Below are 15,164 nucleotides of genomic sequence, written 5' to 3'. Positions count from 1 at the left end.
TTATGTATGCTGCAGTTCACCCTGTTAAACGAGCATGCTGGTGGGACAGGCTCGGCTTCCTGGTCGGTCTGTTGCTGATGGTTGGTCTGATACCCCAGACGAGGGCTGAAGAGCCCTTGTCGCTGCGTGTCGGAGTGCTGAATTTCGGGACTGTCAGTTGGGAAATGCACATCATCGAAGCCTACCAATTGGTTAAAAAGCGTGGGCTGGAACTGGAAATCGTTCCGCTGGCTTCCGAGAATGCCCTGGCCGTTGCGCTACAGGGTGGGCGTGTGGATGCTATCGTCTCCGATTGGCTATGGGTGGCGCATCAGCGGCAGGCGGGCCGCAATTACCAATTCGCACCTTATTCCTTATCGATCGGTGCGGTGATGGTTGATCCCGCGTCCGGCATCGACACACTCCATGATTTGCAGGGACGTCAGTTAGGCATTGCAGGCGGCCCGGTAGACAAGACCTGGCTTCTATTGCGGGCGTATGCACAGCGAATCGCCGGGATAGATCTCGAAGCAGTGGTCGAGCCCACTTACGCGGCACCGCCCATGATCAACCGCCTTATGCTCGAGGGAGACCTGTCGGTTGCGGTCAATTTCTGGCACTACAACGCTCGACTCGCCGCCTCGGGTATGCAACCCCTGCTCAGTGTGGAAACCATGCTCAACGAGCTCGGCATCGAGACAGTGCCGCCCTTGTTGGGATGGGTCTTCGCTGAAGAGTGGGCCGACGCGCAGCCGCAAACCTTGGCACGGTTCCTTGAAGCGAGCTATGAGGCCAAGGCGATTCTTGCCGACTCCGACGAGGCGTGGGAATCCTTGCGAGGGATGGTGAAGCCGGAAAACGACAAGGTGTTCGCGGCTATCAGAGCGGGATATCGAGCCGGTATTCCTAAGCATTACGGCCTCGCACAGATCGAGGCGGCTGAGCAGCTCTTCATAATTTTATCGGAACAAGGGGGCGATCTCCTTGGCGGTGATCTACGCAGCTTGGATAGGGCTATCTTCTGGGATGGGTTTCATCTGCCATGAAGTCACGAAACTGGCTGCTGCGTACGGCATCACTACTCGGGCTGGTTGCTCTCTGGTGGGTCGCTGCGCTGATTGCCGACTCTTTCGTTCTGCCCAGTCCTCGAGAGGTGTTGCTCAGCTTCTGGTCGCACACCCAGAGTGGAGAATTGCCTTATCACCTCTCCGCGACATTGGGGCGGGTCGCGGTAAGCTTCCTGCTGGCAATGAGTATCGGGGTCGCCATCGGTATCTTCATGGGCCGTCATCGGCGCCTGGATATTGCTCTGGATGGGGCGCTGGTGCTGGGACTCAATATTCCCGCACTGGTCACCATCGTGCTCTGTTATATCTGGTTTGGCTTGACAGATGTCGCGGCGGTCATTGCGGTCGCATTGAACAAGATCCCCACGGTGATCGTCACCGTTCGCGAGGGCGCGCGTGCCGTGGATAAGCGCTTGCTGGAGGTGGCCCAGGCGTATCGTTTGACCCGGTTACATACGCTACGACAAATCTATCTGCCGCAGCTATATCCCTACCTGATGGCGGCAGCACGCAGCGGTCTGGCGTTGATCTGGAAGATCGTGTTGGTAGTGGAGCTGCTTGGTCGCAGCAATGGTGTGGGCTTCCAATTGCATACGTATTATCAGTTTTTCGACATTACCAGCATTCTGGCGTATACCCTCGCTTTTGCCGGCGTTGTATTCTTGATCGAAGCGGCGCTCATGCGCCCTGTGGAGAACCGCTTGACGAGGTGGCGTCAGTGACAGGTCTCGAAGTACGAATAGATGAAAAGCGCTTCAATGGCAAGGCCGTTTTGCGTGGTCTGGAGTTCAACGCTCGCCCAGGGGAGTTTCTGGCGCTGGTCGGGCCTTCAGGCACCGGTAAAAGCACGCTGTTGAATCTGATCAGCGGCCTCGATCACAATTTTACCGGATCGGTAAGTTGGGATGGAGAAGCGCTTTACATGCCTGGGGAATCACCCTCACAACTGGGCATAATGTTCCAGGAACCACGCCTGATGCCTTGGTTGACTACCCTGGATAATGTGCGTCTGGTAGCCCAGAGTCGTGATGCGAGCGTTGTACTAAATGAGTCGCAGGTGACCGCCAGGGCGGTGGAATTGCTTCGCGAGGTGGGGCTGGCTGATAACCTGAATACCTGGCCGGGACAACTTTCCGGCGGCATGCAGCGGCGAGCGGCGTTAGCCCGTGCATTCATGGTCTCGCCGCGCCTGCTACTGTTGGATGAGCCTTTTGTTTCGCTGGATATGCCCACCGGCAATCGCCTTCGCGAATCGTTACTCGCGCTTTGTCAACGGCAACGACCGCTGGTGATATACGTGACGCATGATTTGCGTGAAGCACTGGCGGTAGCGGATCGGGTGCTGTTCTTGTCGCGCCCCCCGGCTCGCGTCATTCTCGATTATCGGGTTGAGCTTGCCCACCCTCGCCAACTGGAGGGCCCAGCTGTCGCCCAGCTACAGCAGACACTGTCCGCGCAATATCCCGACTTGCTATCAGGTCTGATCGATACATCTTTATCAACTGAAGTAGACTCGCCATAACACTAAAAACCATGCCGCATGCAATGGAAAAAAAACGATAATTGCCATAACTTGAAAGGCTGTACACCCTCTTTCATTGGGCTGAATCAGAGGTAGCGCCATGTATAAAAACAACGCCAAGCACGTAGCAAGAACAGGCCTGCTCGCGCTCATGACATTCATTATGCTCGGCCTTTGCTTATCGTCACACGCAGTAGCCAACGATTTTCCGACAGAAGCACGAGTGGATTATGTGCTGGGCTGCATGGCGTCGAATGGACAAACTTATCTAGCGATGCAGAAGTGCTCTTGCAGTATCGATGCCATCGCCGAGCAGATCCCCTATGACGAGTACGAGGAAGTGGAGACCATCTTGCGTATGCATGAGAAGCGCGGTGAACTTGGCGTGCTGTTTCGCACCGACAAGAGCCTTGAAGAGCAGCTTCAGAATTTTAGAAGCGTACAGGCCGATGCCAGCTTACAGTGCTTCTAGTGTTCAGAATCCAGTGGGTCATAACACTAACTCTGCTCTGGGGAATAACCGGTCACGCTGCCGCGCAGGGCAATCAATCGGCACGGGAGCAGGGGGAGCGGGTTTTTGATAAACAGTGTGCCGGCTGTCATTCGGTACAGGCCGGCGTACAGCGTGCCGGACCAAGCCTGTACGGTGTCATAGGACGCTCCGCCGGGGATTTGCCGGGCTATGAATTCTCAACGGTGTTACGTGATGCAGATTTCGTCTGGACGCCAGAGATCCTTGATGTTTTCCTTCAGGATCCCGCCGCCATGCTTCCCGGTTCCTTCATGGTGTTCTGGGGCCTGGGCGTCCCGCAACGTGAGCAGGTAATCCGCTATTTGGAATCTGTGTCTGCAGAGGAATGATTATTCGCCCGCGCCGCCCTTGCGTGCACTCATCCCGCGTGCCGGGTTATAGCCCAGGATCGCCAACCCCAGTAGTACGCAAGTTGCCGCCAGGGTGATTAGCACTGCCTCAATATTGAGCTGTTCATAGAGTGCGAAGCGGATCATTTCCACGGCATAGGTAAAAGGGTTAAGCGCCGCAATCTGATAGATAAGATAGCTGCCTTCGCGGATGCGCCAGAGTGGATAGAGTGCCGATGAGAGGAAGAACATCGGGAAAATCACGAAATTCATGATCCCGGCGAAGTTTTCCAACTGGCGCACGAACGTTGATAACAACAATCCTAATGCACCGACCATGAAACCTGTCACTATCAGCGCCGGCAAGACCAGCACATAACCCAGCAGTGGCGCTTGAATGCCATAGATATAGGCGATCAACAAGAACACATAGACTTGTACAATGGATACAAAAGTGCCTGCCAGTAATTTACAGACTAGCAGGAACCAGCGCGGGAAGGGGCTGACTAACAGCACTCGCATGCTGCCCATTTCCCGGTCATAAACCATCGATAATGAACTCTGCATTCCATTGAAAAGTTGGATCATACCCACCAGGCCTGGAACGATATAAACCTCATAAAGGATATAGGTCTGATAGGGCTCGGTCATGGCAACGCCCAGCGCCATGCGAAAGCCTGCCGCGAAAACGAATAACCACACCAATGGCCGCACCAAGGCCGCTACGAAGCGGCTGCGCTGATGGACGAAGCGCAATAGCTCACGGCCTACCACTCCCGACATGCAGTGCAAATAAGGCAGAAGGCTCATCCTGGCTCGCCTCCAGTCAATCTATCGAAGGCTTGGCCGATAGTTTCAGTTGCTTGCTGGGCGTTGATCTCGCTGACGCTGCCATTGGCACGAATCCGCCCTTTATCCAGCACAATGACACGATCCTGAGGATAGACTTCATCAATCAAGTGCGTTGCCCAGAGCACCGCTACACCCTGATCCGCACACAGCTGATGGACATGCTCCACCAGGGCGCGGCGTGAGGCGATATCAAGCCCCACCGTGGGTTCATCAAGCAACAGCAAGCGGGGTTGATGTAGCAGCCCACGAGCTATTTCGACGCGTCGGCGCTGTCCCCCCGACAGATGCCGTACCCGCTCATTCAGGCTGTCCCGCAGGCCGACGCGGCTGATTTGTTGCATAGCGCGCTCGCGCGCCACACGGCGGTTCATGCCATGCAGCGCTGCGTGATAGACAAGGTTCTGTTTTATGGTCAGATCCAGATCGAGGGTAGGCTGCTGAAAGACCACTCCCATCTGGGCATGCGCTTGCACTGAGTGTCGGCGTAGATTAAAGCCGCCGATCTCGATCTGCCCCTGTCGGTGATCGTAGAGGCGCGTGATCAGCGAGAACAGCGTCGTCTTGCCTGCGCCGTTGGCACCCAGGAGCATCACCAACTCGCCGGCCCCAAGGGTAAAGGAGACATCCTCCAGCACAGGCTTGCCGCTGTAGCTGAAGCCAAGGTCGCGTACATTCAGTGCCGGTGGTGAACCGGAATGAGTGTGCGCACCTGGTTTCAATTCATGACTCACGGCTCGACGACCACTCCCCAGGGAAAGCGTCCCACGGGCACCGACTTGATCGCTTCTAAGCCATCCACGTCGATGACCGTCACATCGCCGCTAACACCATTGGTCGTATATAAACGGCTCTCGTCTGCACTGAGCGCGAGGTGCCAGACGCGTTGACCGACCAGAATATAATCGAGCACTTCGTAGCTCTGCTGGTCAATGACCGCCACTCGATTCGACGGCCCCAGTGCGACGAAGGCATAGCGGCCGTCAGACGTCATGGTAATACCTACGGCCTGGACGGTTTCACGCGGGACACCGGGGACATCGAAACGGATCGTATGTTCGACATCAAAGCTCTCCTGCATATCGATGACCGACACCGTGGCGGCAATCTCTGCCGAGACCCAGGCTTCTTTGCCATCGGGGGTGAATTCGGCGTGACGCGGACGGGCACCCACCAGGCGATGGTAGACCGCTTCACGTTTCTCGGCGTCGATGATATGCGCCATGTTCGATGTCTCGGTGGTCGCGATCAGCCATTTGCCATCGGGACTGATACCCAGTCCCTCAGGTTCAACGCCGACCGGAATTTGATCAACATGAGTGCGCTTTTCATAATCGAGAACCGAAACGATATTGTCATCTTCATTCGAGACATAGATATAGGGCTTATTGGGATCGGTTCGAATGACCTCCGGATCTTCGCCGGAAGATTGGCTGCGTACGACTTTCAGTGTCTCCAGATCGATCATGTCGATCGCTTCGTCATCCCCTACTGCGACGAAGAGTTCGCTGCCGTCGCTGCTGAACGCCATGGCCCGTGGACGCCTGCCTACCTCGATGGTTTCGATCACTTCCAGTGATTGTGCATCGATCACCGAGATGGTGTTGTCTTTCTCATTCGAGACGAAAATGCGTTCTGCATACGCTGAGAAGGGCGTTAGAAACAGTGTCGCAAGTGCAACACTCTGTAAGCCTTGCTTGAGCATTTTTTTGCTTCCCCGAATACGTGGTTCGAATGATTTCTTATCACTGTGAATCACTGAATGTTGCATTGTGATTCCCCCTCATCGACGCCCAGTGAATCCAGTGGGGAACGCGGGTGCAGGTAACCTTCCTGCGGAGAAACCGAGGCGACCATACGGGGCCCTGTTACCAGAATCGGCTGACGCAGCTGGTGGTTCCAGGTGCGGTAGCTCACCGGCAGGCCGAGATAACCGGCCAGTTCGAATTCATCGCTGAGCATATAGTCGGTGACCGTGTCGCGGTCTACCGAGCCGGTGCGTGCCGCGGCTTCGCCCAGTGAACGTACTGCGATCCAGGCGGCAAAATCATGCGGTGTCATCCAGCGCTCGGCCTGATCCTCGAACCGCCGCTGTAGTTGTACGGCGCCCCAGGATTCATGAGCACGGTGCCAGGCGACTGCCTTCAACCCCTGGGTACCGACGACTGGCCTGGGTATCTGGGTCTGGTAGGGGAAGTATTCGCCGAAGTAATCATTCTCATCGGCGATAACCACCACATCATGTTGTGGCAGGTCCTGCATGAATACCGGAATTTCTCGTTGTATGGCGTGGAAACCGCCTTCAGCGCGCCGGGACATGGGGTCGTGTGGCCACATCTTCTCTTCAACGATTTCGTGACCGAAGCGCTGGGCCGATTCGCGAAGTGCCTCCGCCAAGAGCTGGTCTTCATCGGTGTTGCCTCGTACCAGTACCCAGTCCTGCCATTGCTTGTAGCCCAGGAACTGGGCGAGCGCGTCGGTCAACATGCGCCGGCTGGGAGTGGTATGAAAGACATTCGCCTGACAAACTTCATTGCGTAAGGTATTTTCCTGGGCAAGAGTATTAAAGACCACACGCTCTTCCAGCGCCGAGGACTCCAGTACCTCACGCAGGGCCTCGTCAGGTAGACCGCTTATGATCCAGTCTGCACCTTGTTCGATAAGTGATTCCAGACCCGCCAGGACTTCTCCTTGCTCCGCAACGATAGACTCGACCAGCACGAATTCCTGACCGAGGAATTGCCCCGTGGCGTTATTGTCATTGACCGCAAGTCGCGCACCTTGTACGCCTTCGTCATTGATAACCGGGTCAAGCACCGATAACGGTTCGATATCCGCAGGGCGCTCGATCCCCAGATAACCCAAGGTGATCGTCTCTGTATCCTGCGAAGACGACTGCGCCAACGTCGCGGTCGAACAGACAAGTAAGCTGCTCAGCAGCACCAGACGAGGAATGTTTGATAAATAACCAGCTTGTGCGGTTAGAACATCGGAAGTTAAGCGTCTCATTTCCGCTCCTATGCGTTGTTATTATTTGCCATGATTTGCTGGCCTTTACATTGCTGCATCAATGGCACGTACCATCCTGGAAAGCCTCTCCTCGAGTAAGTAGGGCTTTTCACATAGCGCCGGTAACGCCTGTTGACGCATCGTGAAAGTGCGACGCTCCCAATGCAGCTCCTCTTCCAGGCGGGCGGCTTCTTCTTGCTCGACGCTAGTGGAATCCCGCGCCGCTTCCAGGTCGTCGACCAGCTCGGAGACTTGCTCCAAACGTGCGACCTGAGCGCGAGCCGCGCTACGGATCTTCTCGATGGTACGGCTTCGTTCGTTATTGATCTGTTCGAAAAGGCCGGAGAAAAGTAGTGTCAGACGCTGTTCATCGGGGTTGTTGTCCGCGATGAATTCCTGGATGTGCTCAAGTGCCTGCTCTTCGCTGATGGTCCTGGTCGTTGCCAGACGTACGGTGCGTCCTACTTGTTCGTCCTCCCACCAGTCCTGTTCTAGTTCATCGGGTGAGGGACCTGTCCATAGCGTTCCCCAGGCAAGCTCGGGAATCAGGCGCTGCACGCAGGGCCAGTCCGGCGGACCCGCAGCGGCACGCTGTGCTTGGGCATGAACGGGAAGTAGCAGGCTGAGTAGCGCGAAGCCCAGGGTGAAGCTCAACGGGCGCAGGTTGAATAAATTCATTCTGAGTCCCTCGCACCTTCATCAATAAGCTGACCATGGCGATCCAGCAGCGGTACGTTATATTCGGCGAGAATAGCGTTGATCTCGTCCTGGCGTCGATCGATGAAATCATTGAGTGTGTCCTTCCATTGAGGCTCACCGTGTCGGATTCCCATGGTAATTCGGTATTGCAGATGGGCATCGGTGGTGTCATCGACAAGCGGTATGACCTTCAGGGCAGGCTCCTGCTGCGCAGCATAATAGCCGGCGATTGGACCCCAGAGAACGGCGCCCTCAGTGGTGCCGGCAACGATATCCTCTATCGCATCCTTGACCGGCGCTCTTACGCGAGTATCGACCTGCAGCGGGTAGCCCTTGATGCTAGCGCCTGCCCTGCGCAGAGGGACGACCGGTGGCGTTTCAGCGATCACACCGATGTGACGGTCCTGCAAAGAGGGGTCATTCAGACTGGTGATTTCGATATCGGAGCCTTCAGGCACGATCAGGGAGTAAACGGAGCGGTAGTAGGCATTGCTGCCTTGTACGAACTCATACCCGGCGGCCACACCCATAATGACATCGCAAACACGTAACTCGAGGGTATTGCGGACGAAGCCCATGATTTGCGGTGCCCAGACATAGGTCAGCGGCTTGCCCATGTCCTCGGCCAATAACTGCGCGATGCGATTCTCGAACCCCTGCTCTTCGCGGTTGGTAAAGGGCAAGTTGTTGCCATCGGCACAGACACGAAGATGCTCCCGTTCGCCACGCTCGGGCATGTCGGCTGAAGTACTGTTCACGCCTGTACCGATAAGGCCAATCGTGGTGGCTGTGACTAACAGGGCCAGACGGATGGAGTGGGGCATTAATCCCTCCAGTGGGAAAGGGGCGGAAGATAGTGGATGAAGCGCATGTAGCAGTAGCCGTTTAACCCTCTTCCTCGTTTTGCATTCCTTCGATGACTTTTGGCCGACCACGGCCCAGCTCGCCAGAAGCGCGTGCCTTCAGATAGCTATAAATATTACCGATGTTCGATATGACACTGGGATCTTCTGCGAAGGAGGGCATGACACGGCCAGGCTGGATCTGGAGGCCTCCGGCGATGGTAGTGGCAATTTCCTCAAAGGAGCGGCGTTCTGCAGCGGTGGCTAGGTTGGGAGCAAAGGATGAGCCCATTGCGTCAGGACCATGGCAGGCCTGACAATGACGTGTATAGGTAAGATAGCCTTGGTAGGTATTCGGATCGACCTTGCCATCCTTGACGATGAAACTGCCTGGCTCTTGACTCGCTTGTTGTTCAGATGGGGCTTGGTTATCTGCATTCTGGTCATCTGCCGAGGCCGTTGTGATGCTAAGGGCCAATACTGCGATACTCAGAATGCCGATATGCTTGGAGCGAGATTGCTTGTTTGACATCTTTCACCCTTGGTCAGAAACCGTGTTGTAGTTGTTGTTTCATATAACGCTAATGTCGAATATTGTGGTACGCAATACTCCTAAAATGGTTCTTAACGGTTCCCGCCATGGGGCTGATAGCCGCCATGACGGGAGGAGGGGGCAGGTGCTTTTAGGTACTGCTATCGGGTAATGCGAATACCGTTAGAATGCCACCTAGTTTGGTATATTCATCCAGCCCAGAGAAGGCACTGACGGCACCGAGCCCGTCTTCAGGATTCTCCAGACCCGCGGCGAGACCGATACCCGCCCATCCACCTACGCCGGAGAGCACGCCGATATACTGCTTGCCGTTATGCCGGAAGGTGTTGATGTTGCCGATAATGCCGGAGGGGGTCTTGAAGCGCCATAGCTCTTCGCCGGTTTCGATATCTACCGCCTTGATATGGCCTTCAAGCGTGCCGTAGAAGGCCACATTGCCGGCCGTGGTCAATGCACCGCTCCACACCGCGAAACGCTCATCGACCTCCCAGACGACTTCACCCTTGACCGGATCCCAAGCGATAAAGCTACCCATGCGACCTTCCATGCCACCTTCTTCTTCAACCGGGGCCGGCATCATGGTCAGGGTCGCGCCGACATAGGGTTGACCTGCGACATAGTTGGTTTCAAAGGGCTCATAGTTCATGCAGATACGGTTGATGCCAGCGTAGATCAGGCCGGTATCAGGCGAGTAGGAACTCGGCTGCATGTTCTTGGCACCCATTGCCGTGGGGCAAATGTCGGCTGTATTGACATCAACACCCTGGGTATACGTGCTGAACTCTTCGTTAACCACCGGACGGCCGGTTTCCATGTCGTAATGGGATGCCCAGTTGGTCTCAGCAGCATACTTCTCTGCGACCAGCAGTTCACCCGTCTCACGATCAAGCAGGAAGCCAAAACCGGTACGGTCGATGATCGCCAGTCCTTTACGCTGTTCTCCATCGATTTCAACGTCGATCAACTGGTTTTCGTTGACCCCGTCATAATCCCACTCATCGAAGGGTACCTTCTGATAGACCCACTTCACCTCGCCATTGTTGGGGTCACGCGCGAAGACGGTAATCGCCCACTTGTTGTCGGCAGGCTCGCCATCGACGGTGCGCTGCTCGGGGTTCCAGGTGCCGGGGTTACCAGTGCCATAGTAGATCAGGTCGAGTTCCGGGTCGTAGGTAACCCAGCCCCAGGGCGCGCCGCCGCCGCGTTCCCATTCACCTTCCGGCCATGTGGTTACGCCGAGGTCGGATTCACCGATGGGTTCGCCCATCATCAGGGTGGTTTCGGGGTCTATCAGTACTTCATCGTCGGGTCCGTTGGAATAGCCGCGCCACTCCCTTTCACCCGTTTCGACATTGTAGGCTGTCATGTGGCCGCGAATACCGAACTCACCACCACTGATGCCCATGATGACCTTGTCGTGAACGACCAGCGGCGACATGGTATTGGATTCACCGATGGTATGGTCGCCATTGTTGGCGTCCCACAGCAGCTCACCGGACTCGGCATCCAGAGCGATTAGCGTGTTGTCTGCCTGACCGAGGAATAGCTTGCCATCTGCATAGGCTAGGCCACGGTTGACGGTATCACAGCACATGACGGGGATGACGCGGAAATCCTGATCGGGTTCGTAGGACCAGATAATTCTGCCTTCGTCTTCAAGATCAAGAGCAAAGACTTTGTTGGGGAAGGGGGTGTGAATATAGAGGCGCCCATCCCCGACGTATAACGGTCCGCCTTCGTGGCCGCGTAGTACGCCGGTAGAGAATTGCCATTCAGGCTGTAACTGCTCAACATTCTCACGCGTGATTTGGTCTAATTCGCTGTAGCGATGACCTTGGTAGTTGCCTAGCTGAGTTGCCCAGAGGTCTGGGTTTTGTTGAAGCTCGAGTTGGTTCTCGTTGGCTTGAGCCTGAGCCATCGAGATGGCCAATAGCCCTATAGTCGCTATGGCGAAGCGCGTTTCTGGAAGCATAGTGTTATCTCCACTTAAGTTGCGTCGCTCAATCCAGTAACGCAACTTTTAGTTGTTATATTTTTCCTAGCAACACTTTGAATGTTTAGCACACGTTGAAATAATAAACACGGCAGGTGCTGCGAATTTATCCGAGTCAATGGTCAAAACACTTTTGCCATCTGGTGCATAATCGCTTTATTCAGTCACAGCGCGCGTAAACACTGGGGTGGGACGGGATTATGGCAGGCCGTAAGATGCCGGAATGTTAGAACGAGACCTTAGTAGTAATGTGGTTTTGCCAGAAACTGCTTAACTAAGAGTGCATTCAAACAAATTAAGGATGCATTCAAATAAACAGACTATTCTGGGAGGCTAGTATGTGGACAAAGCCAGCTTATAGGGATCTCCGTCTCGGTTTTGAGGTAACTCTTTATATAGCTAATCGCTAAAGCAGGATGGCTAAACTAGGGTCGAACGGGGCGTACCTATTTGGGCGCCCCGTTTTTCTTTGAGTTGATAAAACGGCTGCACTTTTTTTGTGAGTTTTAGTCAATTGAAGTAATAATAAAGTCTGTATTTATTAAGGGGAAGACATGCAGATACTGGTATTGGGCGCGGCGGCGGGGGGCGGCTTCCCGCAGTGGAACTGCAACTGCTCCAATTGCCGGGGGATTCGCAATGGCACCATCATGGCACAAAGTCGCACTCAATCATCGATAGCCATCAGTACGGATGGTGAGCGCTGGTTATTATGCAATGCTTCACCGGATATTCGCGCCCAGATTGCCAATAATCCTGAGCTTCATCCGAAGCGGCAATTTCGCGACACGGGGATTGCAGGGGTATTGCTAGTCGACGCACAGATCGATCACTCCACCGGGCTCTTGTCGCTGCGGGAAGGGTGTCCGCTGGATGTCTGGTGCACGCCGAACGTCCACCAGGACCTGAGTACAGGTTTCCCCCTGTTTCCCATGCTGACGCATTGGCAGGGGGGGCTGCGTTGGCAGCCTATCCCTGTCGATGAAAATCAGCATGAGGCACGCTTCAAGATTGATCCGTGCCCGGGCTTGACCTTTACGGCGATAGCTCTAGACAGTAATGCTCCGCCTTATTCGCCACGCCGTGGTTCACCTACGCCAGGTGACAATATCGGTCTGCTGATCGAGGACGAGAGCAGCGGTGCCTCGCTATTCTATGCGCCGGGGCTCGGGCAGCTTACCGACGGCGTACGTGCCTGGATGCAGCGTGCTGATTGTGTGTTGGTAGATGGCACTCTCTGGCACAACGATGAACTGCAGCGGAGCGGCGTCGGCCAGGCGACCGGCACGGACATGGGCCATCTCGCCCTGAGCGGCGAGAATGGATTGCTGTCTGAGCTTGATCGATTGCCGGAGGCAACACGCCGCATCCTCATTCATATCAACAATACCAACCCGATTCTCGATGAATCCTCGCCCGAGCGGGCAGTACTGAACAAGCGCGGTATTGAGGTTGCCCATGACGGCATGAAGTTCACATTATAACCATAAGAAGCCTTGATTCGAGCGAACTGCTTGATCACAGAAGGCATGTATTCCGTACAAGGAGCTCGTCATGACGTCCATCGCTTCTCCTTTGGATAATAAGCAGAACGGCCCTGCACTCGATCGCGATGCGTTTCGTGCTGCGTTGATGGCCAAGGGTGCTTACTATCATATTCATCACCCTTACCAGGTCGATATGGCGCAAGGGCGATCCACACCGGAGCAAATACGTGGCTGGGTCGCTAATCGCTTTTATTATCAGATCAACATACCCCAGAAGGATGCTGCACTGTTGGCCAACTGCCCAGATGCCGCTACCCGCAGGCGTTGGGTTCAGCGTCTTCTGGATCATGATGGCTATGAGGAGGATGTCGGCGGTATAGAAGCCTGGCTAACCCTTGGCGAGGCTGTGGGGATGACCAGGGAAGAGCTTTGGTCCCAGGAACATGTACTTCCAGGGGTCCGCTTCGCTGTGGATGCCTATCTCAATTTCGTGCGCCGGGCTGACTGGCGTGAGGGGGCGATCTCCTCATTGACTGAACTGTTCGCGCCGGAAATTCATCAGAGTCGCCTGGAGAGCTGGCCGCAGCACTACCCCTGGATCGATGCCGCCGGTTACGGTTACTTCCGCAAGCGCCTGAATGAAGCGCGTCGTGATGTCGACCATGGTCTCGAGGTTGCCCTGGAAATATGCACTAACTACCAGGCCCAACAGCGCGCCCTGGATATATTGCAATTCAAGCTGGATGTGCTGTGGAGCATGCTCGATGCCATGAGCATGGCCTACCAGCTTGGTCGTCCCCCGTATCATAGCGTTACTGATGAGCGGGTCTATCATCGGGGGGTAGCATGACGCCGACTATTGAGGCAACTACTATATATAGGCTGCGTCCGGGATGGCGCCTGCAATGGGAGCCTGCTCAACAACGTCATGTTCTGCTTTATCCCGAAGGCATGGTTCAGCTCAACGAAAGCGCGGGCGCGGTGCTGACCTTGCTAGACGGTGAGCGTAACGTTGCCATGTTGGTCGCAGAGCTGCAGCGTCGTTTCCCCGAAGCCACCACGCTCGAGGAGGATGTAAGAGAATTCCTGCTCGACGCCGCCAACCAGGGGTGGATACGCCATGACTAAGTTACTCTCGAATTCACCGGAACCTAGCACAGCCTCCGATAAGGCTTGTGACGATACGATCGGTGCGCCGCTGTGGCTGCTGGCGGAACTCACCTATCGTTGCCCCTTGCAGTGCCCTTACTGCTCCAATCCCCTTGATTTCGCTTCTCAGCAAAAGGAACTTAGCACCGATGAGTGGCGCGATGTGCTGCATCAGGCCCGCGCCATGGGCGCCGTCCAGATGGGCTTTTCGGGAGGGGAGCCTTTGGTGCGTGACGACCTGGAAGAGCTGGTCGCTGAGGCGCGTCAACTGGGCTTTTATACCAATCTAATCACTTCTGGCCTGGGGCTCGATGAGGCGCGCATATTAGCCTTGCGCGACGCCGGCCTGGATCATATCCAGATCAGCCTACAAGCAGCAGACGAGGAAATGGCAGCTGCATTGGCCGGCTCGAAAAAAGCCCATGCCAAGAAATTGGCCATGGCGCGTGCCGTCAAGGCAGCGGGCTATCCAATGGTCCTCAATGTCGTACTGCATCGGCATAATATTGATCAGATTGATAAGGTCATCGCGTTATGCGACGAGTTGGGCGCCGATGCCGTAGAGCTAGCCAACTGCCAGCTTTATGGCTGGGCGCATCTCAATCGTGCGGGGCTCTTGCCGAGTCGTTCGCAGCTTGATGCCGCCGAGGCGACGACCCAGCGTTGGCGCCAGCAGCTAGCTGCCGAAGGCAAGGATATGCGCTTGCTGTTTGTGGTGCCGGATTATTATGCCGAGCGTCCCAAGGCATGCATGGGAGGCTGGGGGGCGATATTCATGACCGTTACACCGGATGGCACGGTGCTGCCTTGTCATAGTGCTCGCGAGCTGCCGATGACATTTCCCACGGTGCGTGAGCAGCCGCTCGATAGCATCTGGTATGACAGCTTTTCCTTCAATCGCTTTCGCGGCGATGAATGGATGCCCTCACCCTGTCGTGAGTGTGACGAACGTCATAAGGATTTCGGTGGTTGTCGCTGCCAAGCCTACCTGCTTACCGGTGATGAGACAGCGACGGATCCTGTCTGTAGCTTATCGCCTCAACACGGGCTGATTGAGGCCGCACGTGCAGAGGCGGCAGCCGATAACCGCTCTGTGGCGGAGCTGACGCCACGTAATAAACGCGAATCGCAAGTGTTTTGCCGCGAATGAGTGA

The 15,164-nt window shown here is 55.5% G+C and carries 18 protein-coding genes; 10 read left to right on the top strand and 8 right to left on the bottom strand.

What is annotated here, in order from left to right:
* Nucleotides 1-2: 2 nt before the first annotated feature.
* From QHL1GM_RS03890 to QHL1GM_RS03870, 5 genes are all read left to right on the top strand, one after another.
* Nucleotides 3-1,025 carry an ABC transporter substrate-binding protein gene (locus QHL1GM_RS03890; RefSeq protein ID WP_254795259.1) on the top strand — a complete coding sequence of 341 codons (1,023 nt, stop codon included), beginning with the start codon at nucleotides 3-5 and terminating at the stop codon, nucleotides 1,023-1,025.
* The gene (locus QHL1GM_RS03885) at nucleotides 1,022-1,768 is read left to right on the top strand and encodes an ABC transporter permease (RefSeq protein ID WP_071693299.1); all 747 of its coding nucleotides are present in this window, start codon (nucleotides 1,022-1,024) and stop codon (nucleotides 1,766-1,768) included. The genes QHL1GM_RS03890 and QHL1GM_RS03885 overlap by 4 nt, the downstream gene beginning before the upstream one ends.
* Entirely contained in the window at nucleotides 1,765-2,568 is an 804-nt protein-coding gene (locus QHL1GM_RS03880) for an ABC transporter ATP-binding protein (RefSeq protein ID WP_071693298.1), read from the top strand. The genes QHL1GM_RS03885 and QHL1GM_RS03880 overlap by 4 nt, the downstream gene beginning before the upstream one ends.
* Nucleotides 2,569-2,719: 151 nt before the next feature.
* Nucleotides 2,720-3,040, top strand: a complete 321-nt coding sequence (locus tag QHL1GM_RS03875; protein WP_254795258.1) for a hypothetical protein — start codon at nucleotides 2,720-2,722, stop codon at nucleotides 3,038-3,040.
* Nucleotides 3,040-3,429 carry a cytochrome c family protein gene (locus QHL1GM_RS03870; protein ID WP_071693296.1) on the top strand — a complete coding sequence of 130 codons (390 nt, stop codon included), beginning with the start codon at nucleotides 3,040-3,042 and terminating at the stop codon, nucleotides 3,427-3,429. Before QHL1GM_RS03875 ends, QHL1GM_RS03870 begins: the two co-directional genes overlap by 1 nt.
* Here QHL1GM_RS03870 and QHL1GM_RS03865 read toward each other — a convergent pair whose 3' ends face one another.
* From QHL1GM_RS03865 to QHL1GM_RS03830, 8 genes are all read right to left on the bottom strand, one after another.
* Nucleotides 3,430-4,239, bottom strand: a complete 810-nt coding sequence (locus QHL1GM_RS03865; RefSeq protein ID WP_071693295.1) for an ABC transporter permease — start codon at nucleotides 4,237-4,239, stop codon at nucleotides 3,430-3,432.
* The gene (locus QHL1GM_RS03860) at nucleotides 4,236-5,012 is read right to left on the bottom strand and encodes an ABC transporter ATP-binding protein (protein WP_254795257.1); all 777 of its coding nucleotides are present in this window, start codon (nucleotides 5,010-5,012) and stop codon (nucleotides 4,236-4,238) included. Before QHL1GM_RS03860 ends, QHL1GM_RS03865 begins: the two co-directional genes overlap by 4 nt.
* Nucleotides 5,009-6,049 carry a PQQ-dependent catabolism-associated beta-propeller protein gene (locus QHL1GM_RS03855; protein WP_254795256.1) on the bottom strand — a complete coding sequence of 347 codons (1,041 nt, stop codon included), beginning with the start codon at nucleotides 6,047-6,049 and terminating at the stop codon, nucleotides 5,009-5,011. The genes QHL1GM_RS03860 and QHL1GM_RS03855 overlap by 4 nt, the downstream gene beginning before the upstream one ends.
* Nucleotides 6,034-7,287, bottom strand: a complete 1,254-nt coding sequence (locus QHL1GM_RS03850; RefSeq protein WP_083570971.1) for an ABC transporter substrate-binding protein — start codon at nucleotides 7,285-7,287, stop codon at nucleotides 6,034-6,036. Before QHL1GM_RS03850 ends, QHL1GM_RS03855 begins: the two co-directional genes overlap by 16 nt.
* Nucleotides 7,288-7,332: 45 nt before the next feature.
* On the bottom strand, nucleotides 7,333-7,965 hold the full coding sequence (locus QHL1GM_RS03845; protein ID WP_071693294.1) for a hypothetical protein: 633 nt from the start codon (nucleotides 7,963-7,965) through the stop codon (nucleotides 7,333-7,335).
* Nucleotides 7,962-8,744, bottom strand: a complete 783-nt coding sequence (locus QHL1GM_RS03840; RefSeq protein ID WP_175540348.1) for a quinoprotein dehydrogenase-associated putative ABC transporter substrate-binding protein — start codon at nucleotides 8,742-8,744, stop codon at nucleotides 7,962-7,964. Before QHL1GM_RS03840 ends, QHL1GM_RS03845 begins: the two co-directional genes overlap by 4 nt.
* A gap of 127 nt (nucleotides 8,745-8,871) precedes the next feature.
* Nucleotides 8,872-9,360 carry a cytochrome c gene (locus tag QHL1GM_RS03835; RefSeq protein ID WP_071693292.1) on the bottom strand — a complete coding sequence of 163 codons (489 nt, stop codon included), beginning with the start codon at nucleotides 9,358-9,360 and terminating at the stop codon, nucleotides 8,872-8,874.
* 151 nt (nucleotides 9,361-9,511) lie between these two features.
* Entirely contained in the window at nucleotides 9,512-11,353 is a 1,842-nt protein-coding gene (locus tag QHL1GM_RS03830; protein WP_071693291.1) for a methanol/ethanol family PQQ-dependent dehydrogenase, read from the bottom strand.
* Nucleotides 11,354-11,712: 359 nt separating this feature from the next.
* Between QHL1GM_RS03830 and pqqA the strand changes: the two genes are divergently transcribed.
* From pqqA to pqqE, 5 genes are all read left to right on the top strand, one after another.
* Entirely contained in the window at nucleotides 11,713-11,784 is a 72-nt protein-coding gene (pqqA, locus tag QHL1GM_RS03825) for a pyrroloquinoline quinone precursor peptide PqqA (RefSeq protein WP_071695905.1), read from the top strand.
* A 144-nt stretch (nucleotides 11,785-11,928) separates the two neighbouring features.
* Entirely contained in the window at nucleotides 11,929-12,858 is a 930-nt protein-coding gene (pqqB, locus tag QHL1GM_RS03820; RefSeq protein WP_071693290.1) for a pyrroloquinoline quinone biosynthesis protein PqqB, read from the top strand.
* Nucleotides 12,859-12,928: 70 nt separating this feature from the next.
* Nucleotides 12,929-13,711 carry a pyrroloquinoline-quinone synthase PqqC gene (pqqC, locus tag QHL1GM_RS03815; RefSeq protein WP_083570970.1) on the top strand — a complete coding sequence of 261 codons (783 nt, stop codon included), beginning with the start codon at nucleotides 12,929-12,931 and terminating at the stop codon, nucleotides 13,709-13,711.
* Nucleotides 13,708-13,989 carry a pyrroloquinoline quinone biosynthesis peptide chaperone PqqD gene (gene pqqD, locus QHL1GM_RS03810; RefSeq protein WP_071693289.1) on the top strand — a complete coding sequence of 94 codons (282 nt, stop codon included), beginning with the start codon at nucleotides 13,708-13,710 and terminating at the stop codon, nucleotides 13,987-13,989. Before pqqC ends, pqqD begins: the two co-directional genes overlap by 4 nt.
* Entirely contained in the window at nucleotides 13,982-15,160 is a 1,179-nt protein-coding gene (pqqE, locus tag QHL1GM_RS03805) for a pyrroloquinoline quinone biosynthesis protein PqqE (RefSeq protein ID WP_071693288.1), read from the top strand. The genes pqqD and pqqE overlap by 8 nt, the downstream gene beginning before the upstream one ends.
* Nucleotides 15,161-15,164: the final 4 nt, after the last annotated feature.

This window comes from Halomonas sp. QHL1, from assembly GCF_001882345.1.
GTDB lineage: Bacteria > Pseudomonadota > Gammaproteobacteria > Pseudomonadales > Halomonadaceae > Vreelandella.
Note: the sequence above shows the minus strand (reverse complement) of the source record. Positions and strands in the feature narration are given on the sequence as shown.